The sequence below is a fragment of the Nocardia spongicola genome (assembly GCF_047200775.1).
GTDB lineage: Bacteria > Actinomycetota > Actinomycetes > Mycobacteriales > Mycobacteriaceae > Nocardia.
In genome coordinates this window covers 825,877-850,196 of record NZ_JBJZOO010000001.1, presented here as the reverse complement: position 1 = coordinate 850,196, position 24,320 = coordinate 825,877, and the positions used below count along the sequence as shown (strand labels likewise).

Genomic DNA, 24,320 nt, shown 5'->3' with positions numbered 1-24,320 from the left:
CGGCATATCGGGTGGCGATCGAGACAGGTTGTCGCCCGAGCCGGTCGCGTGCGGTCAGAGCTGGTGCGCAGCGGCTCGGGCGAGGCAGGGAGCCGAACAACTCTCGGTGCGTGGGGTGATGTGTGTTGCGCGGGATGTCGGTACGTCCTCAGTAGCCCGCGACCATTCCGTCACCGTTCACCAGGAGATTGGCCAGACTGCGGAAGATCGGCAGTCCGGTCTTGATCTCCAGATAGGCGAACTGCCCCTGTGGGTTGACTTCGAGGAAATAGTATTCGCCGTCACGGCCGAGCCGGATATCCAATACCCCGAAGGACAATCCGAGCGCACCCATCAGCATGGCCAGCGATTTGCTCACCGTAGCGGGCAGCTGAGCGGGCCGGAAATCCACCGAGGTGTCCAGGCGGGAGTCCACCGTGCCGATACCGGCCTGTGAGTCGATGCGCACGGCCCACTCGGTTCCCTCCACCCACGTGACCCGGAAATCGCAGCTGGCGTCGATATAGTCCTGGAAGATGGTCGGTGCCGAACGAATCGAGGTGAGCCTGCCGAGATCGGCTCCGGAGACGATCCTGGTCTCGGTGAACTCGGCTCGGCTGGTACCGATGCGTTTGTAAACGACAGGGCCGGGCCGGGATCCGATGAAACTGCGCGCCTCGTCCGGATCGTTGGTGATCAAGGTTTCCGGTACGGCGAACCCGGCCCGCAGCGCGGTCTCCAGCTGCACGATTTTGCGTCCGGCGGTGCGGTCGGCCCCTGGATCGTTGACCCAGCACGCCGGAATGGACCAGAGCAGGCCCTGGATGAATCCATCACATTCGGCTTGCCGGAAGGTGTTGTCCGAGGCGGGGACTCCGGTGGGCACCTGTGTGGGATGCGGGCGCCGCCACCATACCGATCGGACATCATCGAGGCCGATCAGATGCGACATCGACCGTGCGGTGCCGAGCCGATCCAGCCGGAAGCTGCCTGATTCTCGGGGAAAATCGCGGAGGTCGAGCTGAATCGGGCTGATCCGATGGTGTTTTCGTAACGTGACCGCCATCGCAGTGCTGTGTAGATCTCCGGTTTCGGAGACGATCAGGACCGAGCCCTGCCGGCGCGCCGCCATGCGCCTGCCGTTCAATCGAGACTGTCGCAGTTGATGCCGTCGTCGCTCCCGTCGCACGATTTGGTTTGGCAGTAGGTGAACGTCGTACCGCTCGCGTTCGGGTGGCCGGTCAAGCGCAGCTGGGCCGCCCATGCTTCGGTGAGCTTGTGCAGCTGGTCGTCACCACGAGCATGCGACGGTGACTCCGAGATGGTCATCGGGCGCTCGGTCAGATCGATACGCAGTCGCTGGGTGAAGTCCGCGGTGGCGCCTGCGCGAATATCGACGGAGACCGGACGGCAGTCCGGATCGGCATGTGGCACTGCGGAATCGACGATCCGCACGATATCGGCCCGGCGGAACGTCCACGTTCCCTCGGCGACACGCACCCTGATCTCATGGTCGGATTCCGCGACCAGCAGCCCCCGGAGCGGAGGAACGCGATCCCCTTTCGGCGTCGACCCGGGAAGGTGGATTGCGTCGGTCATAGCCGTTTCTCCGATCTGCTCGCCATTTGCCGCGCCCCCCGAGCGTGTGATCGATCATAACGCGGGAAGGGTCTCGATAATCGCAGATCGCGAGCTTTACCGGCTGTTTGCAAACTTGATTACATTACATCAGGTCGAATTCCGGAAAATTTACTATGGATTCCCAAAGGTTACGCTGTAGCCGCCGAGCTGATCTTGGATGCTGCCTCGGGTGGCCGCGGCACGCTTTCGAGGTGCTGATGCCGGATCAGTGTTTGCGGCGGACCGAAGCTTCGACGAGATCCAGCACCGCGGAGAGATTCTCATTGGTGTGCCCGGAGGCGATCCGGGCGATCAGGCCGTCGAGGACAAGATCGAGGTAGCCGAGCAGGACATCGGTGGGGACATCGTCGCGTAACGCGCCCGCGGCCTTACGGCGTTCCAAGCGGGCCAGGGTAGCAGCGGTGAGCTCGGCCGAACGCTGGGTCCAGCCCGCGCGGAACTCGGGATCGGTGCGCAGCCTGCGCGCGATCTCCAAACGCGTTCCGAGCCAGGTGAATTGCTCCGGATGGGCGAGCATATCGCGCATCACCTGCACGATGCCCTGGTTCGCCGCGACATCGGCCATGCGTTCGGCGTCCTCCTGGGCGAGGGCGAGGAAGAGCGCGTCCTTATCGCGGAAATGGTGGAAGATGGCGCCCCGGGACAGCCCGATCTCCTCCTCGAGGCGGCGCACGGTGGCACCGTCGTAACCGTACTCGGCGAAGCACCGGCGTGCCCCGTCCAGAATCTGGCTGCGCCGGGCGGCAAGATGATCGTCACTGACCTTGGGCATCGGGCTCCTCTATCAGGGATGCGCTGACCCCTGATCGGCCCTTCACCGATCAGGGGTTCACAGTACGAGGCGAGTAGTGATCAGAGTGGCCGTATCACGGCGTTTGAGCACTGGTGCCCCAGAGCCCTACTTGTTGCTCGCACTTCGCAACCCGTACGGAGCGAGTCTTACGAGCGACGTTCGCGACCGTCTCGTGTTTGCGTGCCCGAAGCGTATGCGCCTTGTCGTGAGCGGTCAGGCCCGGAGGCGGGAGCCTGCGTAACCACGCAGGGCCCCGCTCACGACGTATCGGACTACAGGCGCGAGTCCCGGGTGCGCGAACACGCGCCGCCGAAGGCGGCGCGATCAGGCCCTGATCATGTTGCGCAGCACGTACTGCAGGATGCCACCGTTGCGGTAGTAGTCGGCCTCACCGGGGGTATCGATCCGGACCACGGCGTCGAAGGTGATCTTGTCACCGTTCTCCTTGGTGGCGGTGACCTTCATGGTCTTCGGGGTGACACCCTCGTTCAACGCGGTGACGCCCTCGATATCGAAGGTCTCGGTGCCGTCCAACTTCAGTGACGCGGCCGATTCACCTGCGGGGAACTGCAGCGGGACGACGCCCATACCGATGAGGTTGGAGCGGTGGATACGCTCGAACGACTCCGTGATGACGGCCTTCACGCCGAGCAGCCGGGTGCCCTTCGCCGCCCAGTCACGCGAGGAGCCCGAGCCGTATTCCTTGCCGCCGAGCACGACCAGCGGGATGCCCGCGGCCTGGTAGTTCTGCGAGGCATCGTAGATGAATGCCTGCGGGCCACCGGCCTGGGTGAAGTCGCGGGTGTAGCCACCGGAGACATCGTCGAGCAGCTGGTTGCGCAGCCGGATATTGGCGAAGGTGCCACGGATCATCACCTCGTGGTTACCGCGCCGCGAGCCGTAGGAGTTGTAGTCCTTGCGCTCGACACCATTGGCTTCCAGGTACTGCGCGGCCGGGGTGCCCGGCTTGATGTTGCCGGCCGGGGAGATGTGGTCGGTGGTGACCGAATCGCCGAGCAATGCGAGCACCCTGGCTCCGGTGATGTCGGTGACCGGCTCCGGGGTCTGCGGCATGCCCTCGAAGTACGGGGGCTTACGCACGTAGGTGGACTCTTCGGCCCATTCGAAGGTCTTGCCCTCCGGAGTGGGCAGGCTGCGCCAGCGCTCGTCGCCCTTGAAGACGTCTTTGTAGTCCTCGAGGAACATATCGCGGGAGATGACCCGGTCGATGGTCTCCTGGATCTCCTGCGGTGAGGGCCAGATGTCCTTCAGGAACACGTCGTTACCGTCGGTGTCCTTGCCCAGCGCGTCGTGCTCGAAGTCGAAGTCCATGGTTCCCGCGAGCGCGTAGGCGATGACCAGCGGCGGGGAGGCCAGGTAGTTCATCTTCACATCGGGGGAGATGCGGCCCTCGAAGTTACGGTTGCCCGACAGCACCGCGGTGACGGTGAGGTCGTTGTCGTTGACCGCCTTGGAGATCTCCTCCGGCAGCGGACCGGTGTTACCGATGCAGGTGGCGCAGCCGAAGGCGACCAGGTTGAAGCCCAGCTTGTCCAGGTACGGCCACAGGCCGGCCTTCTCGTAGTAGCCGTTGACGACCTGCGAACCCGGCGCCATGGAGGTCTTCACCCACGGCTTGCGGGTCAGGCCCTTCTCCACCGCGTTGCGGGCGAGCAGGGCGGCGCCGAGCATGACCGACGGGTTGGAGGTGTTGGTGCACGAGGTGATCGAGGCGACCACGACCGCGCCGTGGTCGAGCACGAAGTCGCCGTACTCCTCGGTGCTCACCTTGACCGGCTTGGACGGACGGCCCTCGGCGTTGTCGGCGGCCGACACCAGCACCGCGTCGTCGTCGGCGAAGGACAGTACCGCCGGATCACTGGCCGGGAAGGATTCCTCGATGGCCTCGTCCAGGTTCGAGTGCGGCGTGCTCGCGGCAGGGCCGGTGACTTCGTCGCTGGTGTAGTTGTGGATGTCCTTGCGGAAGGCGACCTTGGACTCCGACAGCAGGATGCGGTCCTGCGGGCGTTTCGGGCCCGCGATGGACGGCACCACGGTGCTCAGGTCCAGCTCGAGGTATTCGGAGTAGGCGGGCTCGTTGTCCGCGTCGTGCCAGAGGCCCTGCTCCTTGGCGTAGGCCTCGACCAGCGCGACCTGCTCGTCGGTGCGGCCGGTCAGGCGCAGGTAATCGACGGTCACATCGTCGATCGGGAAGATCGCCGCGGTGGAACCGAATTCCGGGCTCATATTGCCGAGGGTGGCGCGGTTGGCCAGCGGCACCTCGGCCACGCCCTTGCCGTAGAACTCGACGAACTTGCCGACCACACCGTGCTTGCGCAGCATATCGGTGACGGTGAGCACCACATCGGTCGCGGTGACGCCCGGCTTGATCTCGCCGGTCAGCTTGAAGCCGACCACCCGAGGGATCAGCATCGAGACGGGCTGGCCGAGCATGGCCGCCTCGGCCTCGATACCGCCGACGCCCCAGCCGAGGACGCCGAGACCGTTGACCATCGTGGTGTGCGAGTCGGTGCCGACACAGGTGTCCGGATAAGCCTGGACCGCGCCCTGCGTGTTCTCCCGGACCATGACGACCCTGGCCAGGTGCTCGATGTTGACCTGGTGCACGATGCCGGTGCTCGGCGGGACGACCTTGAAGTCGTCGAACGCGGTCTGGCCCCAGCGCAGGAACTGGTAGCGCTCACCGTTGCGCTGGTATTCGATATCGACATTGCGCTGGAAGGCGTCTTCGCGGCCGAATACGTCGATGATCACGGAGTGGTCGATGACCATCTCGGCGGGGGCGAGCGGGTTCACCTTGTCCGGATCGCCGCCGAGGGTGGCCACGGCCTCGCGCATGGTGGCCAGGTCGACGATGCACGGCACGCCGGTGAAGTCCTGCATGATGACGCGGGCCGGGGTGAACTGGATCTCGGTGTTCGGCTGCGCGGAAGGATCCCAGTTCGCGATGGCGCGGATGTGGTCGGCGGTGATGTTGGCGCCGTCCTCGGTGCGGAGCAGGTTCTCCGCGAGGACCTTCAATGCGTAAGGGAGTTTCTCGGTGCCGGGCACGGCGGAGAGGCGGAAGATCTCGTAGGAGTTGCTTCCCACCTCGAGGGTGCCCTTGGCGCCGAAAGTATCGATACTTTTCGTCACGTCAGCTCCACTCGTCTGTGAGGGTGGTCGCAGACGGGGCTGTGCCTGCGACCGAGTCTTCGGAGGTGCTCCGGCGCCGCTGAGCGCCGGTTTCCTCGCATTATGACCTTAACAGTACGCTTGTCCTGTGAAACGGTGGGGGGTGGTTCGCGTGCCGGGTATAGATGATGCGACACTCCGTCGCGTACTGTGCTTTCGAGCCAGCAAAGAGGACCTCCCCCGACTCTGCAGTGCTGGACGCCCGTCGCTTCGGATGCGGATGCCGATGCGGCTCGACAGACCGGATGGAAGATGACCGCCCCGCACACCTCCGTTTTCACCCCTCTGGCCACCGAATTGCCGCCGAATGTCACCTCGGACACTGTGCGTTTGCTCAACGCGGATTTGGCTGATGATCATGTCGCGACGTTGACCGGTAAGGACGAGGCGGAGTTGGCGGCCATCGCGGCGGACGCGCGATCGCAGGGCATTCCACTGAGCATCGTGGTCGTTCCCGGTAACCCGGGACGGGAATCGAGCTTACGCGACCTGGCTACCGAAGTGGGGAAGACTCAGGGCGGCACCGTCGTCGTTTTCAGCGACGATTGGGTCGGTACCTACAGCGATACCCTCAGCCGGGTGCGACTGGAATGGGCCGAAGACGCCGCGAAGTACAGCCACGGTGCGAACGCACAGGCCGCGAGCGGCTTCGTCGATCGCCTGGAGACACCGGAATCGGTGTCGTGGACGGCAGTCACCAGCATTCTGCTGGCCGGGACGCTGGCAGTTATCGCCGGGCTGGCCTGGGTCAAAGCCAGGCGCGCGCGCGAAACCGACTCCGGTTCGGTGTGAGTCTCCGAGCTCGACCGCGCGCGGTCCTGGTGTAGTCCTGCGCTGTTCGATCGGTTCGCTGTGCGGGGGATCGGGTGTCTGCGTGGCGTTCGGGCAGGCATCTCGACGGCCTCGCGGTCGATCCGATGTGACGTCGTGCGGAAACCTTCACCTGGAGTGTTCCGGCATCGGATCAGGTGCTGATCAGAGCCATCAGTATCCTTCTAGCTAATCTTTTATCTGATCGGTTTTTTCTAACCACTGGAACACTCTGCCGCGTGAGGCAAATTTCTGGCAAATCAAAGACTGTGGGTGCGATTTGGTTGCCGTGATTCCATCCCTGTCGGATGTGTCGTACCGTCCGAATGGCCTCCGATGAGGGACCATATGTCCCAGGCCATCTTTTGACCAGCGCTTAATGGTCCACCTTATGCCCTTTGGGTATCGCCGGAATCCGGTCTCGGGAGGTGTGATGCGCAGTAGCGGCGAACCGGTCCGCCGACCATCGTTATTGATCGCTATATGGTTGCTATCTATAGTTGTCGCACTGCTCACCCCTGGGGCGGCTACCGCTGTCCCGCCCCCTCCGCTAAATCCCAGCGACGGCCAGATCGTCGAGGCAGGGGCGCAGGTCGAGGCCGGAGTGGTCGAGGTGGGTGCGCTGATCAACCGGATTGCCGAGGTCGATCAGCAGCTGCGCCTGCTCGACGATGTGGTCGCACAACGTAGGGAAGAGGTCAACAAGGCGCTGGTGGATCTGCGGGTCGCGCGCGAAGCCGCTGACGCGGCCGCTGTCGCGGTCGTCGACACCCAGCACGCACTGGCCGATGCCGCGGTGCGGGTCGGTCAGGCACGATATGACTTCGATCAGTTCGCTACCCAGGCCTATACCCGACCTGGTTCCGATTCGATGGTTGCCTACCTGACGGCAGTCACCCCGGCGGAGATGCTCGATCGCGCTCAGTTACTCACGCTGGTTTCGGCACATCGGCAACAGGTGCTGGACCGCCTGCGCCGGGCCCAGATCGATCAGGGCAACAAGAACTCGAGCGCTCGCCATGCGAAGGCGGTCGCGGACGCGGCCGCTGCCACCGCGGCAGCGCGCAAGGTCGAGGCGGAGAACGCGGTCGCCGCGGCGCGAGCTCAGCTCGATCAGCAGGCCGCGCAGCGTGACGACCTGTTGCGTAGGCGCCAGGATGCGCAGAGCAGGCTGGATCAGGCGCGGCGGAATGTGGCCGGTTTACACGAACAGCGCAGCGCGTTCCACTCGTGGGACGCGCAGCGCAGAGCCGAGGAAGCGGCGGTAGGCGCGGCTGCCGCGGCCCGTTCGTCCGCTGATCAGGCCGCACGCGACCGTGCCGCCGAGCTGGCCGCGGGAAAGCGCCCGCACACTCAGTTGGAGGAAGCGCCACCGCCGCGGCGCAGTGGCCCGCAGCTGAGCCCGTCCAGGGTCGGTGGCTCGGCGGCGATCGAGATCGTGGTGGACCGGGCCATGTCCCAGCTCGGTATCACCTATGCCTGGGGTGGTGGCGACGAGGAGGGGCCGACCCTCGGTATCCGCGACGGCGGCGTCGCCGACCGGCACGGTGATTTCGACAAGGTCGGTTTCGACTGCTCGGGCCTCATGGTCTACGCGTTCGCCGGTATCGGGGTCGCGTTGCCGCACTACAGCGGATACCAGTACAACGCGGGGACGCGGGTGCCGGTCGGGCAGCGCGAACGCGGCGACATGCTGTTCTGGGGGGCCAACGGCAGTCGGCATGTAGCGCTGTACCTCGGTGGCGGGCAGATGGTCGAGGCGCCACAGTCCGGTGACGTGGTCAAAGTTTCCCCGGTCCGGGAAGGCGGCATCATGCCGTACGCGGTACGGGTATTCTCCTGAGATATCGGACATCCTGGATATCGAGCGGTGTGGCGAACCTCGAATTCCCGTCATGTCGGGTCCGGTTGCGGCGCAGGTGATCGATACCTGGAATAGTTGTGGCAGCACGCACAGGACCAAGGCGAAAGCGGGGATGTTGGTGACTTCGACGGACGGTGTGAGCGGAGTGAGCTCGGCGAAGGATGTGCCTGCTTCCGCACCCGGCAACCTCGGGCGTGACGTCCAGCTCTTGGAAAAGGCGATCTACGAGGTCAAGCGGGTGATCGTCGGTCAGGATCGCCTGGTGGAACGATTACTCGTCGGAGTTCTCGCGCGCGGCCACGTGCTCCTGGAAGGTGTTCCCGGTATCGCGAAGACTCTGGCCGTGGAGACCTTCGCCAAGGTGGTCGGCGGTTCGTTCGCCCGTGTGCAGTTCACGCCCGATCTGGTGCCGACCGATCTCATCGGTACGCGCATCTACCGGCAGGGCCGCGAGGAGTTCGATACCGAGCTCGGCCCGGTCGTAGCGAACTTCGTGCTCGCCGACGAGATCAACCGCGCGCCGGCCAAGGTGCAGTCGGCGCTGCTGGAGGTGATGGCCGAGCGGCATGTGTCGATCGGCGGCAAGACCTACCCGATGCCGGATCCGTTCCTGGTCATGGCCACGCAGAACCCGATCGAGAGCGAAGGGGTGTACCCGCTGCCCGAGGCGCAGCGGGACCGCTTCCTGTTCAAGGTGGTCGTCGACTATCCCTCGGTGGAGGAGGAGCGCGAGATCATCTACCGGATGGGGGTGACCGCGCCGGAAGCGAACCGGATCCTGCGACCGGAAGACCTGATCCGGCTGCAGAAGGTCGCGGCCGATACCTTCGTGCATCACGCTCTCGTCGACTATGTGGTCCGCGTGATCGCGGCGACCCGCAAGCCCGCCGACTTCGGCATGCCGGATGTGGCGAGCTGGATTTCCTACGGTGCCTCACCCCGCGCGAGCCTCGGCATCATCGCCGCGGCTCGTGCCGTCGCGCTGATCCGTGGCCGCGACTATGTCGTACCGCAGGATGTCGTCGAGGTGATCCCGGACGTATTGCGGCATCGGCTGGTGCTGTCCTACGACGCCCTCGCCGATGAGGTCAGCCCGGAGGATGTGATCAGGCGCGTACTGCAAACCGTCGGCCTGCCGCAGGTCGCCCCGCACGCGGTTGTGCCGGGTGAGAATGCCGCGCACCCGGCCGCAGGGCCGCAGAGCGCCCCGCATCAACAGAGTCCGCAAGCGCACGCACCGCAGCAGACTGCGTCCCAGCCGCCGAACGGGCAGCCTTCGCAGCCCGTGGGCACCTTCCCGCCGAAGTGACCTCGGCATCGGACCCGGTTGTGTCAGTGCCGATGCCGTCGCACGCACCGCCGTCCTTTCACGCAGGAGGGTTGACCGACCCGAAACTGTCGGTCGCGCTGAAGACCCTCGAACTCACCGTGCGGCGCAGGCTCGACGGGGTACTGCACGGTGATCATCTCGGGCTCATCCCAGGCCCCGGCTCCGAACCGGGTGAGGCACGCGCGTATCAGCCGGGCGATGATGTGCGTCAGATGGACTGGTCGGTCACTGCCAGGACCACCCATCCGCATGTGCGACAGATGATCGCCGACCGGGAACTGGAGACCTGGATGGTGGTCGACTTGTCGGCCAGCCTCGACTTCGGCACCGCCGCCTGCCAGAAGCGTGATCTCGCCATTGCCGCCGCGGCCGCCATCACCCACCTGACCAGTGGCGGCGGTAACCGGATCGGCGCGGTGGTCGCCACAGGCGAGCGATTGGTCCGTATCCCGGCACGCAGCGGGCGCGTTCACGCCCAGTCGCTGTTGCGCGGTATCGCGACCACTCCGCACGTACCCGACGGTGTGCGCGGCGACCTGCGCGGCGGTATCGAATCGTTGCGCCGCCCGCAGCGCAAACGCGGGCTCGCGGTGATCATCAGCGACTTCTTGGGCGAGATCGATTGGCAGCGTTCGCTGCGCGCCATCTCAGCCAGGCACGACCTGCTCGCGGTCGAGGTGCTCGACCCGCGTGATCTGTCGCTGCCCGATATCGGTGATGTCGTGCTACACGATCCGGAGACCGGGCGCACTCGTGAGTTCAGCGTGACCCCCACCCTGCGCGCCGATTTCGCCGCGGCGGCGCAACGGCACCGGAGGCAAGTCGAACAAGCCCTGCGTAGCTGTGGCGCGCCGGTGCTCACCCTGCGTACTGATCGGGACTGGATCGCCGATGTGGTCCGGTTCGTGTCCACCCGGCGCCACAGCTTCGGCGCCCCGACCGGGCGGGTGCCACGTCAGTGAGTATTTCGAATTTCACCGCACAGATCTGGCTCGGATTCCTCATCGTCATCGCGTTGATCGCGCTCGGCTATGTGGTGGTGCAGCGCAACCGGCGCAAGCACATGTTGACGTTCACCAATATGCAGTTGCTGGAGAAGGTCGCCCCCTCGCGGCCTGGTCCGTTCCGGCACGTAGCCATCGCGCTGATGCTGATCGGTCTGGTATTCCTCACCATCGCCGCGGCAGGGCCGACAGCGGTGAAGAAGGTGCCGCGCAACCGCGCGACCGTCATGCTGGTGATGGATGTGTCGTTGTCGATGGAGGCGACCGATGTGGCACCGAGCCGCTTCCAGGTCGCGAAGGACGCGGGCAAGGAGTTCGTCGACGGCCTGCCCAAGGGCTTGAACATCGGTTTCGTCACCTTCGCCGGTACCGCGTCGGTGTTGGTGATGCCGACGACGAACCACGAGGCGGTCAAGGCGGCCATCGACAGTGCCAAACTCGCCGAACGCACCGCGACGGGCGAAGGCATCATCACCGCGCTGCAGGCGATCGATACCCTCGCCACGGTGCTCGGCGGAGCCAGTGAACCACCACCGGCGCGGATCGTGCTGATGTCGGATGGAAAGCAGACGGTCCCCGCCTTCGAGGACTTCGACGACCCACGGCACGAGTACGTCGCGGCCCGGCTCGCCAAGAGCAAGGACGTCCCGATCTCGACGATTTCGTTCGGCACCGCATGGGGCACGGTCGAGATACCGGACACCGAGGGAGGACGGTCCAGGCAGCGGGTGCCGGTGGACGACGAGTCGTTACGGGAGATCGCGAAACTGTCCGGCGGCGACTTCTTCAAGGCATCGAGTATGGGTGAGCTCACTTCGGTATACGACACGCTCGAACAGCAGATCGGATACGAGTTGACCAGGGGAGACGTCAGCCGTCCTTGGTTGCTGCTCGGCTTGCTCATCACCGCGGGCGGTGTGGTGACCGGGTTGCTCTACCGTCAGCGGTTGCCGTAGCGGGCTATGACACAGGCACGGCTCGCGGCATCCGGTCGCTGTCGACCGGAATCCGGCCCGGCGGGCCGGTCGTACCAGCCGAACCGGACCAGGTAGGTTGAACCCCATGTCGAACATCACATCCCGGTCGGTCCTGGTGACCGGCGGTAACCGCGGCATCGGTCTCGCGGTCGCGCAGCGTCTGCTTGCCGACGGTCACAAGGTGGCTGTCACGCATCGTGGGTCGGGGGTGCCGGACGGCCTGTTCGGGGTGAAATGCGATGTGACCGACAGCGCGTCGGTGGATAGTGCGTTCGCCGAGGTGGAGGCGCACCAGGGGCCGGTCGAGGTACTCGTGGCCAACGCGGGCATCACCGACGACACGCTGCTGATGAGGATGAGCGAGGAGCAGTTCACCAAGGTCATCGACGCGAACCTGACCGGTGCGTTCCGCGTCGCCAAGCGCGCCAACCGTGCCATGCTGCGGGCCCGCTGGGGGCGGATCGTCTTCCTCGGTTCGGTGGTCGGCATGGGTGGCGGACCCGGCCAGATCAACTACGCCGCGTCCAAGGCGGGTCTGATCGGTATGGCGCGTTCGATCACCAGGGAACTCGGTTCACGTTCGATCACAGCCAATGTCGTCGCACCTGGGTTCATCGAGACGGATATGACCGCGGAGCTGGATGAGAAGTACCACGATATGGCGAAGGAGTTCATCCCGCTGCAGCGGCTCGGTCAGCCGGAAGATGTCGCGGCTGTGATCAGCTTCCTGGCCTCCGAGGACTCCGGTTATGTCTCCGGTGCCGTGATCCCGGTCGACGGCGGCATGGGTATGGGCCACTGACCACATCGACCACCGCATAGCATCGACCACCGCGTAGCGCGGCAGGCCGCGGCCGTCGCGGGCACTCACAATCGAATTTCAGGAGAACCGAGAACTCATGGGCGGACTGCTCGAAGGCAAGACCATTCTGGTCACCGGCATCATCACCGATTCGTCGATCGCGTTCCACGCGGCGGCGGTCGCGCAGGAGCAGGGCGCGAAGGTGATCATCACCGGCATCCCGGAGCGGCTACGGCTGATCGATCGGATCGCCAAGCGCCTGCCAGAGGAGGTTCCTCCTGCCATCGGGCTTGACGTCACCAACGAGGAGAATCTCGCCGCGTTGGCCGATGCGGTGCGGGAGCTGGCGCCAGAGGGAATCGACGGGGTCTTGCACTCGATCGCCTTCGCGCCACGCACCCTGATGGGGCCGGAGGCTCGGCCGTTCCTCGACGGGCCGGGTTCGGACGCCGCCAAGGCGTTCGAGATCTCGGCGTGGAGCTATGCCTCGCTGTCGCGTGCGGTGCTTCCGGTGATGAACGCGGGCGGATCGATCGTGGGTATGGACTTCGATCCACGCACCGCGATGCCGTACTACAACTGGATGGGCGTGGCGAAGGCGGCGCTGGAATCGGTGAACCGGTACGTGGCGCGAGAAGTGGGCGCGGCCAAGAAGATCCGCTCCAATCTGATCGCGGCGGGGCCGATCAAGACTTTGGCGGCCAAGGCCATCGCGGGCACCGCGACCGATGACGCCGCCAAGCTGAACCAGCTCAACGAGTACTGGGCCGGTGCGTCGCCGATCGGTTGGGACGTCAACGACCCCACGGTGGTGGCGAAGTCGATCGTGGCGCTGCTGTCGGATTGGCTGCCTGGCACGACGGGATCGATCATCTATGTCGACGGCGGAGCCAGCCATAACACCTGGTTCCCCGAGGGCATGTCGGCCAACTGAGTCGGACACAATGGCAGACAACGTTATTCGCGCGCCTCAGGCGCTACTGGTGTTGTCCTTCGGTGGTCCGGAGGGCCCCGAGGATGTGATGCCGTTTCTGGAGAATGTCACCAGGGGCAGGGGAGTGCCGCGCGACCGCCTGGAAGCGGTCGCCGAGCACTACCTGCACTTCGGTGGCGTCTCGCCGATCAACGCACTCAACCGGGACATCATCGCCGCGGTCGAGGGCGAATTGGCCGCGGCAGGGCTGGATCTGCCGGTGTACTTCGGCAACCGGAATTGGCATCCTCTCGTCGAGGACACTGTCGCGCGCATGGCCGCCGACGGTATCGGCTCCGCCCTGGTGTTCCCGACCTCGGCATGGGGTGGCTACTCCGGCTGTCTGCAGTACCACGAGGACATCACAAGGGCGCGCGCGGCTTTCGGTGCGAACGCGCCGGAACTGGTGAAACTGCGCCAGTACTTCGACCACCCCTTGCTGATCGAGGCGTTCGCCGAGGCGATCGGTGCGGCGCGCGAGCAGCTCTCGGTAGGCCGTCGGGCCGCCGCCAGGCTGGTCTTCACCGCACATTCCGTTCCGGTATCGGCCGACGCCGCCGCGGGCCCGCCCGCCGATGGTGGCAAGCTCTACAGCCGTCAGGTCGCCGAGGCGGCCCGGTTATGCGCCGCGGCAACCGGTTTCACCGACTACGACCTGGTCTGGCAGTCGCGTTCCGGCCCGCCGCAGGTCCCATGGCTGGAACCGGATATCGTCGACCACCTCGACGATCTCGCGGCGCAGGGGGTCGATGCCGTTGTGGTCTGCCCGGTCGGTTTCGTCTCCGACCATCTCGAGGTCATCTGGGATCTCGACACCGAGGCCGCGCAAAAGGCCGACGAGCTCGGTATGGAGTTCGCGCGCGCTGCCACGCCAGGGACCGACCCGCGTTTCGCGAAGCTGGTCGTCGAGCTGATCTCCGAACATATGCGTGCGATCGAGCCGGATCGGCTCGGCGCTGTCCCCGGATACGGTTGCACCCGCAACGGCACGCCCTGCGCCCCAGGTTGTTGCGCCATAGCGCGTAGGCCGGGTACGGGGAATTGACGTAGCTGCCGATCGCGTCGGTGCTCGCCACGGCGGTACCGACGTCACGATATGTTCCGTCCATCGATCGAACAGGGCTGGTGGCAGCCGGGAAGCGGGGTCAGCGGCCGCCACGTGTCGAGGCGTGCACCGCGACCAGCCTGGCAGCACGGATCACATCCCATAACGGGCGCAGCAGCGATTCCTGCGCGCCGATCGCACTGGCGGAGGTCGGGGCGGAGGCAGGCTCCCGCTGTGCGACGGTGAGTATGGCCGCGACATGGTCGGCGGTATCGAGAATGCGTCGGGCGCGCAGCGGAATCGAGCCGGGGTAGTCGTGCCTGGTGTAGTCGGCGAGTTCGGCCTCGATGAGCTCACGCGGATCGGAATCGGTCGTGCCGACCGAGGTGGTATGCAGTTCCAGCAGCGCGTCCGCGGCATCGCGGACCGCTTCGCGCATAGCGTATTCGGCTTCACCCAGCGACATATCGGCACTGGGCTCGGTAGGGATAGGGGTGCTGTAGACGGTCCACTGCAGGGTGTCCTCGGCGATGCGCTGCGGGATGAGTCCGGTGCCGTCGGTGCCGGGGATGCCGATCAGGACACCTTCCTCCGCGTCGATGACCTCCGCGGCGAACGCCGTTCCGAGGGGGACGCCACGCACATCGCCGGGAACCGGGAGCACCAGCCGCAGCTGTGCTCCCGGCTGCGCCATGATCTTGCGGATCACGGTGAGCAGGGCCATGACTCCGCTCCCCGGCAGGTCGCCGAGTGCGGACCAGGGCAGGTCGGTGCGGCTGCCGGTGCGCAGATCGCCCGCCGCGATGGTGTGTCTCGGCGCCCATGCGTGCAAGGCCGCCAGAACGTCGTCGGGCGCACTGCGGCCGGCCAGCCAGGAGCTCGCCCACACGGTCAGTGTCGCACTTGGAGAGCACATAATTACCGAGCATAAGGGGTAGGCGTTATCGGTGGGCAGCCATGCACATGGCATTCGTGAGCAGCGCGCATGTCGCTTATGCCTGCTTACCGGGTCGGTGCGGACATCGACTGGTGATCAGGCCCGCACTTCGAGGAGGGTCAGTCCGGTTCGGTAACGAAGTCGATGAGGCGTTCCACCGCACCGATGAGTGGCGCCTCCAGATCCCGGAAAGACGTCACCGCGTCGTATACCCGGCGCCATCCGTCCTGCGGAGTACCCCAGTGCAGCCGCAGGCAGACCCCGGTCTTCCAGTCCTCACCGGGTGGCACTCGCGGCCATTGCGCGATCCCGACGGCCGCGGGTCGTACCGCTTGCCAGACGTCGACATAGGGATGTCCGGTCACCAGGACATGTGGCCCGAGTCCGGTGCTCAGTCGCGTCTCCTTGGATCCGGTCACCAAATGGTCGACGAGCACTCCGACTCGTCTGCCCGGCCCCGGCTCGAATGCCGCCAGTCTCGTGGCCAGATTGTCCAAGCCCTCCAGCTGTTCGACAACGATGCCCTCGACGCGGAGGTCATGGCCCCACACCCGTTCGACGAGCGCGGCGTCGTGCACGCCTTCCACCCAGATTCTGCTGTCGCGCGCCGTCCGGGCGCGCAGCCCCTGTACCCGGGTGGATCCGGAGGCCGAGCGAGTGCGTGGCTTCGGCGGTGCCGCGGCTGGGCGGACCAGCGTCACCGGAACGCCTTCCAGCAGAAACGCGGCCTCGCGCAGCGCGAACAGGCGTACTGTGCCACGGGCATCCTCCAGTTTCACGAACTCGCCGTCGTAGCTGCGGTCGAAACCGACCACGGCGCCGCAGAATCCTGTCGCGGCGTCTTCGACAACCAGATCGCGTTCCGCGTCAACTGTGGGGACCGACCGTTTCGCTCTAGGATGTCCGGAGAAGATATCGCCGTACCTGTCACGCCCGCTCACCATCTGAAGCTAGCACTGCCGCTGAGTATTTCACCGCAACGGGGTTCGTCGCGCGTCCGTGCTGATTTCGTGCCGAGTAGTCGGGCGGGTGATACCCCGGATCGGGTCCGGCGCACTAGAGTGGTGGTGTGGTCGCAATACTGTGGCTGGTCGCGGGTATTCTGCTCGCGGCAGCGGAGCTGCTCATCGGGGACTTCACGCTGCTTATGCTTGGTGTCGCGGCGCTGGGCACGGCAGGCATCAGTGCCGCGGCGGATACCTCGCCGGTGGTGGACGCCGTCGTGTTCGCGGGGATCTCGGCGGTGTTGTTCCTCGGCGTGCGCCCGATCATCCGAAGGCGCTTCGGAGCCGCGCCGCCGACGCTGACCAATGTGGACGCGCTTCCTGGTAAGACGGCGTTGGTACTCGAACAGGTCGCGGAGTATTCCGGCCGGGTGAAGCTGGGCGGGGAGGTCTGGACCGCGCGGCCGATGGATACGAACGAAGTCTACGAACCGGGTACGACCGTGTATGTCATGGAGATCGACGGCGCGACCGCCGTCGTCTGGAAGGGGCCTTGATGGCTGTATTGATCGTTGCCGCCGTACTCGTCCTGCTGGTCGTTGTGGTGGTATTCAAGTCGATCGCGCTGGTGCCGCAGGCCGAGGCCGCGGTGATCGAGCGGCTGGGCAGGTATTCGCGCACAGTATCGGGCCAGCTCACATTTCTGGTCCCGTTCGCCGACCGGATCCGCGCCAAAGTGGATCTGCGCGAGCGGGTGGTGTCGTTCCCACCGCAGCCGGTGATCACCGAGGACAATCTGACCCTGCATATCGACACCGTGGTCTATTTCCAGGTGACCAGCCCGCAAGCGGCGGTGTACGAGATCAGCAACTACATCGCCGCGGTCGAACAGTTGACTGTGACCACGTTGCGCAACGTGGTCGGCGGGATGACGCTGGAGGAGACGCTCACCTCACGTGACGCGATCAACGGCCAGTTGCGTGGTGTGCTGGACGAGGCGACCGGACGCTGGGGCCTTCGGGTCGCCAGGGTGGAGTTGAAGAGTATCGATCCGCCGCCGTCGATCCAGGAGTCGATGGAGAAGCAGATGAAGGCCGATCGCGAGAAGCGCGCCATGATCCTCACCGCGGAGGGGCAGCGTGAATCGCAGATCAAGACGGCGGAGGGCGCCAAACAGTCGCAGATCCTCTCCGCGGAGGGCGCCAAGCAGTCGGCGATCCTGTCCGCCGAAGGTGAACGGCAGAGCCGTATCCTGCGCGCGCAGGGTGAGCGCGCCGCCGCCTACCTGCAGGCGCAGGGTGAGGCCAAAGCAATCGAAAAGGTCTTCGCCGCTATCAAATCCGGCAAGCCGACACCGGAACTGCTTGCCTATCAGTACATGCAGACGTTGCCGATGGTCGCTCGTGGTGATGCCAACAAGGTGTGGCTGGTGCCGAGCGATTTCGGCAAGGCGCTCGAAGGGTTCGCCAAGAGCTTCGGCGAGCAGGGTGAGGACGGCGTGTTCCGGTACGAACCGCCTGCCTCCGAAGGCACGGAAACCAAGCCGGAGGACGACTCCGATGTCGCGGACTGGTTCGATACCGCGCCCGATCCGGCCATCGAGCGTGCCGTACGCGCCGCCGAGGCCACGGCCCGCACCCCGGTCGAGGGGATGACACCGACCTCGTCGCAGCGGAAGGGACACGAACCCTCCCCGCACCGGCAGGTGCTCCCGCCACAGGAGGCGTTCCCGCCGAACCAGCCCCCGGAGAACTTCTCCAAGTAGGACCGTGTCCGACCGCCCCGGATTTCGCTGGAGTCCGGGGCGGTGTCGGTAACGGCCGGGTGGTGGAATTCGCTCAGCCGGGTAGTCCGGAAGCGCGGATCGCCGGAATCAGGACGTCGGCGACACCGCGCATACCTTGCGGGGTGGGGTGGTAGGGAACCAGGGTTTCGGTGGCGATCACGGGGTCGAACCAGCGGATGCCCGCGGGTGCGCACATATCGTGGCCCTCCGAGGCGGCACGGGTATCGATATAGGTGGCGCCGTGCGCCGCGGCGGAGCGGGCCACCACCGTATCGAGGCGATCGAACGCCGCCTGCACATGGGCGGCATCGGCCGGGCGCAGACCGACCAATTCGGGACACCCGCCGTCGCGGACATAGCGCGGCCAGCCGTCGACGAAGATCTTCGCTCGCGGAGCCAGGGACGAGAGCTGTTGTAATGCCGCGGAATACGGTTCCGCGATGGCGTCGATATCGGCATCCCAGTCCGGTCCCGCGCAGGCACCGCCGCGGATTCCGGCCAGGTGACAGGCGATGATGTGCTCCGCCATAAGAGCGTCGTTGGCCCCGATATGTACTGTCACCAGTCTGGTGTCCGGGCCGATGGCGTCGAATTGTGGTGCGATACCAGGCTCCTGAGGTGCGGTGAGATCTGCGATACGCGCCGAGTTGCAGGTGCGGTCGTCCAGTCGCAGGCCCAGATCCCTGGCGATCAGCTTCGGTGTGTTCGCGGTCGAGCGCAGGCACCGGGGCGGGGCGGAGAAGTCGAAATTCCGTACGCCGGTGGTCGCCGCGCCGGAGTCGCCGAGCGCGACGTACTCGGCTCCGCTGCCCGCGTGCGCCGCACCGGTCGGAACGGTACTCAGCGTGAGGAATATGCCGATGACGGCCAGCAGGTGCGGAAGATTCGTCATGCCGTGTTCCTGTGCGTCGGTGGCTCGGTAGCGGGACATGCACGTCTCTTATGCGGCAGGTTACTCGAAATGCCGAGTCCGCGGGAGATATCGAGTGGCAGACTGGCGAGGATGATGACACCGGAATGGGCTGATGTGGACCGCTACCTCATCGACGCGCTGGTGGTGGATCCGGCTTCCGATGCCGCGTTGGCGGCGAACAAAGCGGCGGACCTGCCCGCGATCGACGTATCACCCCCGCAGGGGAAGTTCCTGTACCTGCTGGCCAGGACGGCGCAGGCGCGCCGGGTACTGGAGATCGGCACACTCGGCGGGTACAGCACCATCTGGCTCGCCCGCGCGGTCGGTACGCAGGGCCGGGTGGTCACCTTGGAGTTCGACGCACGGCATGCGCGGATCGCGCGGGAGAACCTGGATCGGGCCGGTGTGGGCGATCGTGTGGAGATCCGCGTCGGTGCCGCGTCGGAGAGTCTGCCCGTACTCGCCGAGGACGGCCTCGCGCCGTTCGACCTGGTGTTCATCGATGCGGACAAAGAGAACAATGCGAACTATGTGCGGTGGGCGATGCGCCTGAGCCGACCGGGTTCGGTGATCATCGTCGACAACGTGGTCCGCGGCGGCGCGGTGGCCGATGCGCAGTCCGAGGACCCGAGCGCACAGGCGGCCAGGGAACTGATCGAGATGCTCACCGAGGAGCAGGGCCTGGACGCGACCGTTGTCCAGACCGTGGGCAGCAAGGGCTGGGATGGTTTCGCCTACGCCGTGGTGAACGGCGCCGATATCGAGTGAGCCGTTAGGGCTGGCAATCAGCGCCACCGCCCGAGTCAGGTCGAGGTCATTCGGGCATGGCGCGCAGCCCGTACTTCGAACCCGTCACACAATGCGTCGAGCCCGCTGTAGAGCAGTTCCTCATAGGGCAGGGTGCCTTCCGTATTGTTCATGAGCTCGGCCAGTGCGAGTGGGACCGATCCATCCGCCGCGGCCGTGGCCGGTGACCGTAGCTGGTTGCCGTCGGGGTGGGCGTCCTTGCGGGTCATCAGCGCGGTACTGATCTTCGGCAAGGTGGCGCCGGAGATGTAGTTCCACACCGTGAGGGCCATGTTCGTCGCCTCGCGGGTGGATACCTCCAGTTCCAGGAATCCGTCTACCAACCAGGTCAAACAGGCCAGGCTCGGCGGCCCGAGGCTGTAGCGCGGGGTGGCGAAGGTGAGGAGCACCCATGGATGTTGCCGATAGAGTGCCCAGTCGATCTCGGCGGCGATGCGGACCCGGTCGCGCCAGGTCCACTGTTGTCCTTCCGGTGAAGGGTACGGGGTGCGCCGCGCCACCTCATCGGTCATCGCCGTCAGTAGTTCGTCCTTGTTCGCGATATGGCGGTACAGCGACATAGCTCCTACGCCGAGCCGATCGGCGATGCGCCGCATGGACAGCGCGTCCAAGCCCTCGGTATCGGCGAGTTCGATCGCGGCATCGACGATGGCAGTGCGGTGCAGCTTGTTCTCGGTCACCCTCGGGCTCGCTTTCCGTACTGAACCTGGATGCGTACACTGTACCCGAATGCGTGCGTACGGCGTACGCGCTAGGTGAGAGGATATTCGGGATGGCTGACGCACGGGCGGTGCCGACCATGTCCGCTGGACCAGAACCGGTGGCTTCGCGTCGTGCTTGGCTGGGGCTCGCGGTTTTGCTGCTACCGGTGTTGCTGGTGTCGATGGATGTGTCGGTGCTTTTCCTCGCCTTGCCGAGGTTGACTGTCGATCTGGATCCCTCGGCAGGACAGCAGCTGTGGATTCTCGATATCTACGGGTTCCTGCTCGCGGGCCTGTTGATCACGATGGGCAATCTCGGCGACCGGATCGGGCGACGCACCATCCTGCTGGCAGGTGCCGCGATCTTCGGGATCGCCTCGGTGCTCGCGGCGTTCGCACCGAGTGCGGGCCTGCTGATCGCCGCGCGGGCGCTGATGGGCATCGGGGGCGCGACCCTGCTGCCGTCCAGTCTTGCGCTGATCTCCAGCTTGTTCCCCGACGCGCGCACCCGGGCTACCGCGATCGGTATCTGGACGGGATTTTTCGCAGGCGGTTCGGTGGTGGGACCGATCATCGGCGGTGTGCTGCTGCATCATTTCTGGTGGGGTTCGGTATTTCTCATCAACATTCCGGTATTGCTGATCCTGTTCGCGTTCGGCCCGTTCGTGCTGCCGGAACATCGGGCAGGCGTACTCGGGCCACTGGATCTGCCGAGCGTCGCCCTGTCGATCGGCGGCATCCTGCCCGTGGTGTACAGCATCAAGCACGCCGCGACCACCGGTATCGACGCCGAAGCGATCGCCATCGGACTGATCGGTGTGGTCAGCTCGATCGCGTTCATTCGCAGGCAGCGTCAGCTCGAGGAACCATTGCTCGACCTGGAGTTGTTCACCAAGGCCCGGTTTTCGGTGGCGGTCGGCTCCAGTTCGGCAGGCATGATGTCGCTGGCCGGTCTGAGCTATCTGAGCAGTATCTACCTGCAGTCGGTCACCGGCCGTGACCCGCTGGCCGCGGCGCTGCTCGGCATTCCGATGGCGATCGCGGTGTTCGTCTGCTCGGTCGGTGGTTCGGGAGCAGGGCATCGGTTCGGTGCCCGTGCCACCTTCGTGTTCGCGCTATCGGCCGCCGCGGTGGGTAATCTGTTGCTGCTCGGTGTCGGCGTACATGGTGGACTCTGGGCGTACCTGGTCGGCTCGACCATCGCCGGAGTCGGCTACGGTCTTGCCTTCACGCTGGTGTCCGATGTCGCGGTGTCCTCGGTGCCTGCGGAGCGGGCCGGTTCGGCGGTCGGTATCTCGGAAACCAGCTTCGAGTTGGGTAACGCGATGGGCTTGGCGCTGCTCGGTTCTCTGGCGGCACTGATTTTCCGATCGGGCGGTGATTATCAGGACACGCTCGGCGAAACCATACAGAAGGCTCACGGCGATACGGCATTGATCGAATCGGCACGCGAATCCTTTGTCTACGGTATGCATGCCGCGGTCACCGCGGGCGCGATGGTGCTTGTGGCTATGGCGCTGTCGGCATGGTTCGCCCTCCGCGCCCGTCGTTGATCGCCTCGGCGGGAGACCGGGATCGTGGCCACGACTGCGGAGTCGAGGGGCCGTGGCGTAGTGCCGTTCGGTGCCTCCAGGGATGGATAGCCTTGTACCGCAACGCACTCTGCTGTGCTGCCGAGGGCGCGCCACCGATATGATCGCACGACAGTGGAACACGCACGAAATGGGCCGTACACCCCGGCGACACGCCGGGACATAGGATCGACGGGTGCGTGAATCTGGTACGAGTGATCCGGTTGCACCGAGTCGTGCGACGGTGCTCGCGCTCGCCGACTCTCGGCTGCCGATCGGCGGGCATGTGCACTCCGGGGGGATGGAAGAGGCCATCGCCTCCGGTCTGGTCCGTGATGTGGCGACGGTGGAGTTGTACGTGCGTCGCCGGATCCGGACATCGGGTCTGGTGGCCGCGTCGCTGGCCGCCGCCGTATGCGCGGGTGAACTCGATCCGGTACGCGCTGAGGTGGAGGCCGACGCGCGCACTCCGGCACCCGGCGCGCGGGTCGCCTCCCGCGCACAGGGCCGGGGGCTGTTACGGCTGGCCAAACAATTGTGGCCCCGGCACGATTGGTCCACCCTCGGGACGACACCGCATGCGTCGACAGCCTTCGGCATGGTCGGCAGGACTGCCGCGGTATCGCCGAGGGAGATCGCGGATGTGGTCGTCTACACCACGCTCACCGGCGCGGCGACCGCTGCTCAGCGCCTGCTGGCCCTTGACCCCGCCGCTATCGCCGCGTGCACGATCCGCCTCACCGACCTATGCGACCGGGTTGCCGCGGAAGCGGTGACCGGTCTCGCCACGGTATCCGACCCGCTGCAAGATGTGCTCGCCGAACGTCACCTATTCCGTGATATGCCACTGTTCGCCAGCTGAAGTCCCGAGAGAAGGAGAATCGCCCTATGCCCCCGCATCTGCTCGACGGTGAACCACATGACCACAGCCACGACCGGCCCAAGCGGACTCGTACGCCCGGCGAGCCCTTGCGCATCGGCATCGGTGGGCCGGTCGGATCGGGTAAGACCGCGTTGGTGGCCGCCCTGTGCAGGCAACTGCGTACGGAGTTGTCGCTGGCAGTGCTGACCAATGACATCTACACCACCGAGGACGCGGACTTCTTGCGCAGGCACGCGGTGTTGCCGGACGAGCGGATCACCGCTGTGCAGACCGGCGGTTGTCCGCATACCGCTATCCGCGATGACATCACCGCCAACCTCGACGCCATCGACGACCTGGTCGCGGCGAACCCGCCGTTGGACCTGATCTTGGTCGAATCCGGCGGCGACAATCTCACCGCGACCTTCTCCTCCGGCCTGATCGATGTGCAGATCTTCGTCGTCGATGTGGCCGGGGGTGACAAAGTGCCGCGTAAAGGCGGTCCCGGCGTGACCTTCTCGGATCTGCTCGTGGTCAACAAAACCGATCTCGCCCCGCTGGTCGGTGCGGATCTCGGTGTGATGGAACGTGACGCGGCACGGGTACGGGGCGACCGGCCGACGGTACTGATCTCACTTACCGAGGATCCCGCGGCGACGTCGGTGCTGGCCTGGGTGCGCGAACAACTGCGTCTGTCGGCCGAGCAGGACCGGACAGCCACAGGCGAATCCGCTGTTGCGCACTGAGTTACGGATAGTCGCCACCACCGCGGCACTTCCGGAGATCCATGCTTGTGGCGGGTTGTCGGCCCGCCGGACCGGCCCGCACGCGGTCCATCTCATCGGTACGGCCGCCACACCACTCGGCGGTGACGAGTTCGACGTTGTCGTGCGGGTCGAACCGGGCGCCGAACTGGTGGTGCGCTCGGTCGCGGCAACCCTCGCCCTGCCCGGTACCGCGACGTCGCTTTCGTTCGGGCGCTGGCATTTCGAGGTAGGTAGTGGGGGAGTGCTGGATTTCGATCCCGAGCCGATGATCGTCGCGGGCGGAGCGTGCCACCATACGGTCACCACGATCCGGCTGGCATCCGATGCCAGGCTGCGCCTCCGCGAACGTGTCCAGATCGGCCGGGCCGATGAGGACGGTGGTCGGTGGCGCGGAGACCTGATCGCCGATGTCGGTGATACGCCCTTGTTGCGGCATCGCCTGGAACTGGGCGCCGATACGGCTGCCGACGATGCGCTGGCCGCTGCCCGCGCACTGGAGAGCGAACTCGTCTATCCCGATGAACGCCCGGTCGCGGCAACAGGATTGACCCAGGCCCGGTTACCGCTGGCGGCTGGCGGGAGTTTGTTCACCCGCACCGGATCGTTGCTTGCCGCTTGA

At 65.7% G+C, this 24,320-nt stretch carries 23 protein-coding genes; 15 read left to right on the top strand and 8 right to left on the bottom strand.

What is annotated here, in order from left to right; genetic code table 11:
* Positions 1–148 precede the first annotated feature (148 nt).
* The 4 genes from ACL02S_RS03640 to ACL02S_RS03625 all read right to left on the bottom strand — a co-directional run bounded on the left by ACL02S_RS03640 (position 149) and on the right by ACL02S_RS03625 (position 5,569).
* Positions 149–1,111, bottom strand: coding sequence for an MvdC/MvdD family ATP grasp protein (locus ACL02S_RS03640; RefSeq protein ID WP_412800812.1), 963 nt, complete (start codon positions 1,109–1,111; stop codon positions 149–151).
* Between the two features lie 11 nt (positions 1,112–1,122).
* Positions 1,123–1,578, bottom strand: coding sequence for a hypothetical protein (locus ACL02S_RS03635; RefSeq protein WP_412800811.1), 456 nt, complete (start codon positions 1,576–1,578; stop codon positions 1,123–1,125).
* A gap of 247 nt (positions 1,579–1,825) precedes the next feature.
* On the bottom strand, positions 1,826–2,392 hold the full coding sequence (locus tag ACL02S_RS03630; RefSeq protein ID WP_412800810.1) for a TetR/AcrR family transcriptional regulator: 567 nt from the start codon (positions 2,390–2,392) through the stop codon (positions 1,826–1,828).
* A 345-nt stretch (positions 2,393–2,737) separates the two neighbouring features.
* Positions 2,738–5,569, bottom strand: a complete 2,832-nt coding sequence (locus ACL02S_RS03625; RefSeq protein ID WP_412800809.1) for an aconitate hydratase — start codon at positions 5,567–5,569, stop codon at positions 2,738–2,740.
* Between the two features lie 291 nt (positions 5,570–5,860).
* On the opposite strand from ACL02S_RS03625, the gene ACL02S_RS03620 reads away from it, so the two are divergent.
* From ACL02S_RS03620 to ACL02S_RS03585, 8 genes are all read left to right on the top strand, one after another.
* Positions 5,861–6,400 (top strand): Rv1476 family membrane protein, encoded by a 540-nt coding sequence (locus tag ACL02S_RS03620; RefSeq protein WP_412800808.1) that lies wholly within the window; start codon positions 5,861–5,863, stop codon positions 6,398–6,400.
* A gap of 451 nt (positions 6,401–6,851) precedes the next feature.
* Positions 6,852–8,261 carry an NlpC/P60 family protein gene (locus ACL02S_RS03615; RefSeq protein WP_412800807.1) on the top strand — a complete coding sequence of 470 codons (1,410 nt, stop codon included), beginning with the start codon at positions 6,852–6,854 and terminating at the stop codon, positions 8,259–8,261.
* A gap of 133 nt (positions 8,262–8,394) precedes the next feature.
* The gene (locus ACL02S_RS03610) at positions 8,395–9,591 is read left to right on the top strand and encodes an AAA family ATPase (RefSeq protein ID WP_412801094.1); all 1,197 of its coding nucleotides are present in this window, start codon (positions 8,395–8,397) and stop codon (positions 9,589–9,591) included.
* Between the two features lie 32 nt (positions 9,592–9,623).
* The gene (locus ACL02S_RS03605) at positions 9,624–10,574 is read left to right on the top strand and encodes a DUF58 domain-containing protein (RefSeq protein WP_412801093.1); all 951 of its coding nucleotides are present in this window, start codon (positions 9,624–9,626) and stop codon (positions 10,572–10,574) included.
* Positions 10,571–11,572 carry a VWA domain-containing protein gene (locus ACL02S_RS03600; protein WP_412800806.1) on the top strand — a complete coding sequence of 334 codons (1,002 nt, stop codon included), beginning with the start codon at positions 10,571–10,573 and terminating at the stop codon, positions 11,570–11,572. Before ACL02S_RS03605 ends, ACL02S_RS03600 begins: the two co-directional genes overlap by 4 nt.
* Positions 11,573–11,678: 106 nt before the next feature.
* Positions 11,679–12,395, top strand: a complete 717-nt coding sequence (gene fabG1 / locus ACL02S_RS03595) for a 3-oxoacyl-ACP reductase FabG1 (protein ID WP_412800805.1) — start codon at positions 11,679–11,681, stop codon at positions 12,393–12,395.
* Between the two features lie 97 nt (positions 12,396–12,492).
* Positions 12,493–13,329 (top strand): NADH-dependent enoyl-ACP reductase InhA, encoded by an 837-nt coding sequence (gene inhA / locus ACL02S_RS03590; protein ID WP_412800804.1) that lies wholly within the window; start codon positions 12,493–12,495, stop codon positions 13,327–13,329.
* 10 nt (positions 13,330–13,339) lie between these two features.
* Positions 13,340–14,413 carry a ferrochelatase gene (locus ACL02S_RS03585; RefSeq protein WP_412800803.1) on the top strand — a complete coding sequence of 358 codons (1,074 nt, stop codon included), beginning with the start codon at positions 13,340–13,342 and terminating at the stop codon, positions 14,411–14,413.
* 100 nt (positions 14,414–14,513) lie between these two features.
* Here the strand turns inward: ACL02S_RS03585 and ACL02S_RS03580 are convergent, their stop codons facing one another.
* On the bottom strand, positions 14,514–15,329 hold the full coding sequence (locus ACL02S_RS03580; RefSeq protein ID WP_412800802.1) for an Rv1486c family protein: 816 nt from the start codon (positions 15,327–15,329) through the stop codon (positions 14,514–14,516).
* 140 nt (positions 15,330–15,469) lie between these two features.
* Complete coding sequence (locus ACL02S_RS03575; protein ID WP_412800801.1) at positions 15,470–16,294, bottom strand: DUF3097 domain-containing protein; 825 nt, start codon at positions 16,292–16,294, stop codon at positions 15,470–15,472.
* A 125-nt stretch (positions 16,295–16,419) separates the two neighbouring features.
* Between ACL02S_RS03575 and ACL02S_RS03570 the strand changes: the two genes are divergently transcribed.
* A complete protein-coding gene (locus tag ACL02S_RS03570; RefSeq protein WP_412800800.1) occupies positions 16,420–16,851 on the top strand; it encodes an NfeD family protein in 432 nt (143 codons plus the stop codon).
* On the top strand, positions 16,851–18,059 hold the full coding sequence (locus ACL02S_RS03565) for an SPFH domain-containing protein (protein ID WP_412800799.1): 1,209 nt from the start codon (positions 16,851–16,853) through the stop codon (positions 18,057–18,059). The genes ACL02S_RS03570 and ACL02S_RS03565 overlap by 1 nt, the downstream gene beginning before the upstream one ends.
* Positions 18,060–18,132: 73 nt before the next feature.
* On the opposite strand, the gene ACL02S_RS03560 is transcribed toward ACL02S_RS03565, so the two are convergent.
* A complete protein-coding gene (locus ACL02S_RS03560) occupies positions 18,133–18,972 on the bottom strand; it encodes an SGNH/GDSL hydrolase family protein (RefSeq protein ID WP_412800798.1) in 840 nt (279 codons plus the stop codon).
* Positions 18,973–19,083: 111 nt separating this feature from the next.
* Between ACL02S_RS03560 and ACL02S_RS03555 the strand changes: the two genes are divergently transcribed.
* Positions 19,084–19,761 (top strand): O-methyltransferase, encoded by a 678-nt coding sequence (locus ACL02S_RS03555; protein ID WP_412800797.1) that lies wholly within the window; start codon positions 19,084–19,086, stop codon positions 19,759–19,761.
* A 35-nt stretch (positions 19,762–19,796) separates the two neighbouring features.
* Here the strand turns inward: ACL02S_RS03555 and ACL02S_RS03550 are convergent, their stop codons facing one another.
* Positions 19,797–20,480 carry a TetR/AcrR family transcriptional regulator gene (locus ACL02S_RS03550; protein ID WP_412800796.1) on the bottom strand — a complete coding sequence of 228 codons (684 nt, stop codon included), beginning with the start codon at positions 20,478–20,480 and terminating at the stop codon, positions 19,797–19,799.
* 92 nt (positions 20,481–20,572) lie between these two features.
* Here ACL02S_RS03550 and ACL02S_RS03545 point away from each other — a divergent pair, with 92 nt between their 5' ends.
* The 4 genes from ACL02S_RS03545 to ACL02S_RS03530 all read left to right on the top strand — a co-directional run bounded on the left by ACL02S_RS03545 (position 20,573) and on the right by ACL02S_RS03530 (position 24,320).
* Positions 20,573–22,054 carry an MFS transporter gene (locus ACL02S_RS03545; protein WP_412800795.1) on the top strand — a complete coding sequence of 494 codons (1,482 nt, stop codon included), beginning with the start codon at positions 20,573–20,575 and terminating at the stop codon, positions 22,052–22,054.
* 214 nt (positions 22,055–22,268) lie between these two features.
* On the top strand, positions 22,269–22,934 hold the full coding sequence (locus ACL02S_RS03540) for an urease accessory protein UreF (RefSeq protein WP_412800794.1): 666 nt from the start codon (positions 22,269–22,271) through the stop codon (positions 22,932–22,934).
* Positions 22,935–22,960: 26 nt separating this feature from the next.
* Complete coding sequence (gene ureG / locus ACL02S_RS03535) at positions 22,961–23,680, top strand: urease accessory protein UreG (RefSeq protein ID WP_412800793.1); 720 nt, start codon at positions 22,961–22,963, stop codon at positions 23,678–23,680.
* Positions 23,670–24,320 (top strand): urease accessory protein UreD, encoded by a 651-nt coding sequence (locus tag ACL02S_RS03530; RefSeq protein ID WP_412800792.1) that lies wholly within the window; start codon positions 23,670–23,672, stop codon positions 24,318–24,320. Before ureG ends, ACL02S_RS03530 begins: the two co-directional genes overlap by 11 nt.

Bases quoted from the DNA above. Each gene is read 5' to 3' on its own strand.
- ACL02S_RS03640 (WP_412800812.1), bottom strand. From the start codon at position 1,111: ATGGCGGCGCGCCGGCAGGGCTCGGTCCTGATCGTCTCCGAAACCGGA.
- ACL02S_RS03635 (WP_412800811.1), bottom strand. From the start codon at position 1,578: ATGACCGACGCAATCCACCTTCCCGGGTCGACGCCGAAAGGGGATCGC.
- ACL02S_RS03630 (WP_412800810.1), bottom strand. From the start codon at position 2,392: ATGCCCAAGGTCAGTGACGATCATCTTGCCGCCCGGCGCAGCCAGATT.
- ACL02S_RS03620 (WP_412800808.1), top strand. From the start codon at position 5,861: ATGACCGCCCCGCACACCTCCGTTTTCACCCCTCTGGCCACCGAATTG.
- ACL02S_RS03615 (WP_412800807.1), top strand. From the start codon at position 6,852: ATGCGCAGTAGCGGCGAACCGGTCCGCCGACCATCGTTATTGATCGCT.
- ACL02S_RS03610 (WP_412801094.1), top strand. From the start codon at position 8,395: ATGTTGGTGACTTCGACGGACGGTGTGAGCGGAGTGAGCTCGGCGAAG.
- ACL02S_RS03605 (WP_412801093.1), top strand. From the start codon at position 9,624: ATGCCGTCGCACGCACCGCCGTCCTTTCACGCAGGAGGGTTGACCGAC.
- fabG1 (WP_412800805.1), top strand. From the start codon at position 11,679: ATGTCGAACATCACATCCCGGTCGGTCCTGGTGACCGGCGGTAACCGC.
- inhA (WP_412800804.1), top strand. From the start codon at position 12,493: ATGGGCGGACTGCTCGAAGGCAAGACCATTCTGGTCACCGGCATCATC.
- ACL02S_RS03585 (WP_412800803.1), top strand. From the start codon at position 13,340: ATGGCAGACAACGTTATTCGCGCGCCTCAGGCGCTACTGGTGTTGTCC.
- ACL02S_RS03580 (WP_412800802.1), bottom strand. From the start codon at position 15,329: ATGTGCTCTCCAAGTGCGACACTGACCGTGTGGGCGAGCTCCTGGCTG.
- ACL02S_RS03575 (WP_412800801.1), bottom strand. From the start codon at position 16,294: ATGGTGAGCGGGCGTGACAGGTACGGCGATATCTTCTCCGGACATCCT.
- ACL02S_RS03565 (WP_412800799.1), top strand. From the start codon at position 16,851: ATGGCTGTATTGATCGTTGCCGCCGTACTCGTCCTGCTGGTCGTTGTG.
- ACL02S_RS03560 (WP_412800798.1), bottom strand. From the start codon at position 18,972: ATGACGAATCTTCCGCACCTGCTGGCCGTCATCGGCATATTCCTCACG.
- ACL02S_RS03555 (WP_412800797.1), top strand. From the start codon at position 19,084: ATGATGACACCGGAATGGGCTGATGTGGACCGCTACCTCATCGACGCG.
- ACL02S_RS03545 (WP_412800795.1), top strand. From the start codon at position 20,573: ATGGCTGACGCACGGGCGGTGCCGACCATGTCCGCTGGACCAGAACCG.
- ureG (WP_412800793.1), top strand. From the start codon at position 22,961: ATGCCCCCGCATCTGCTCGACGGTGAACCACATGACCACAGCCACGAC.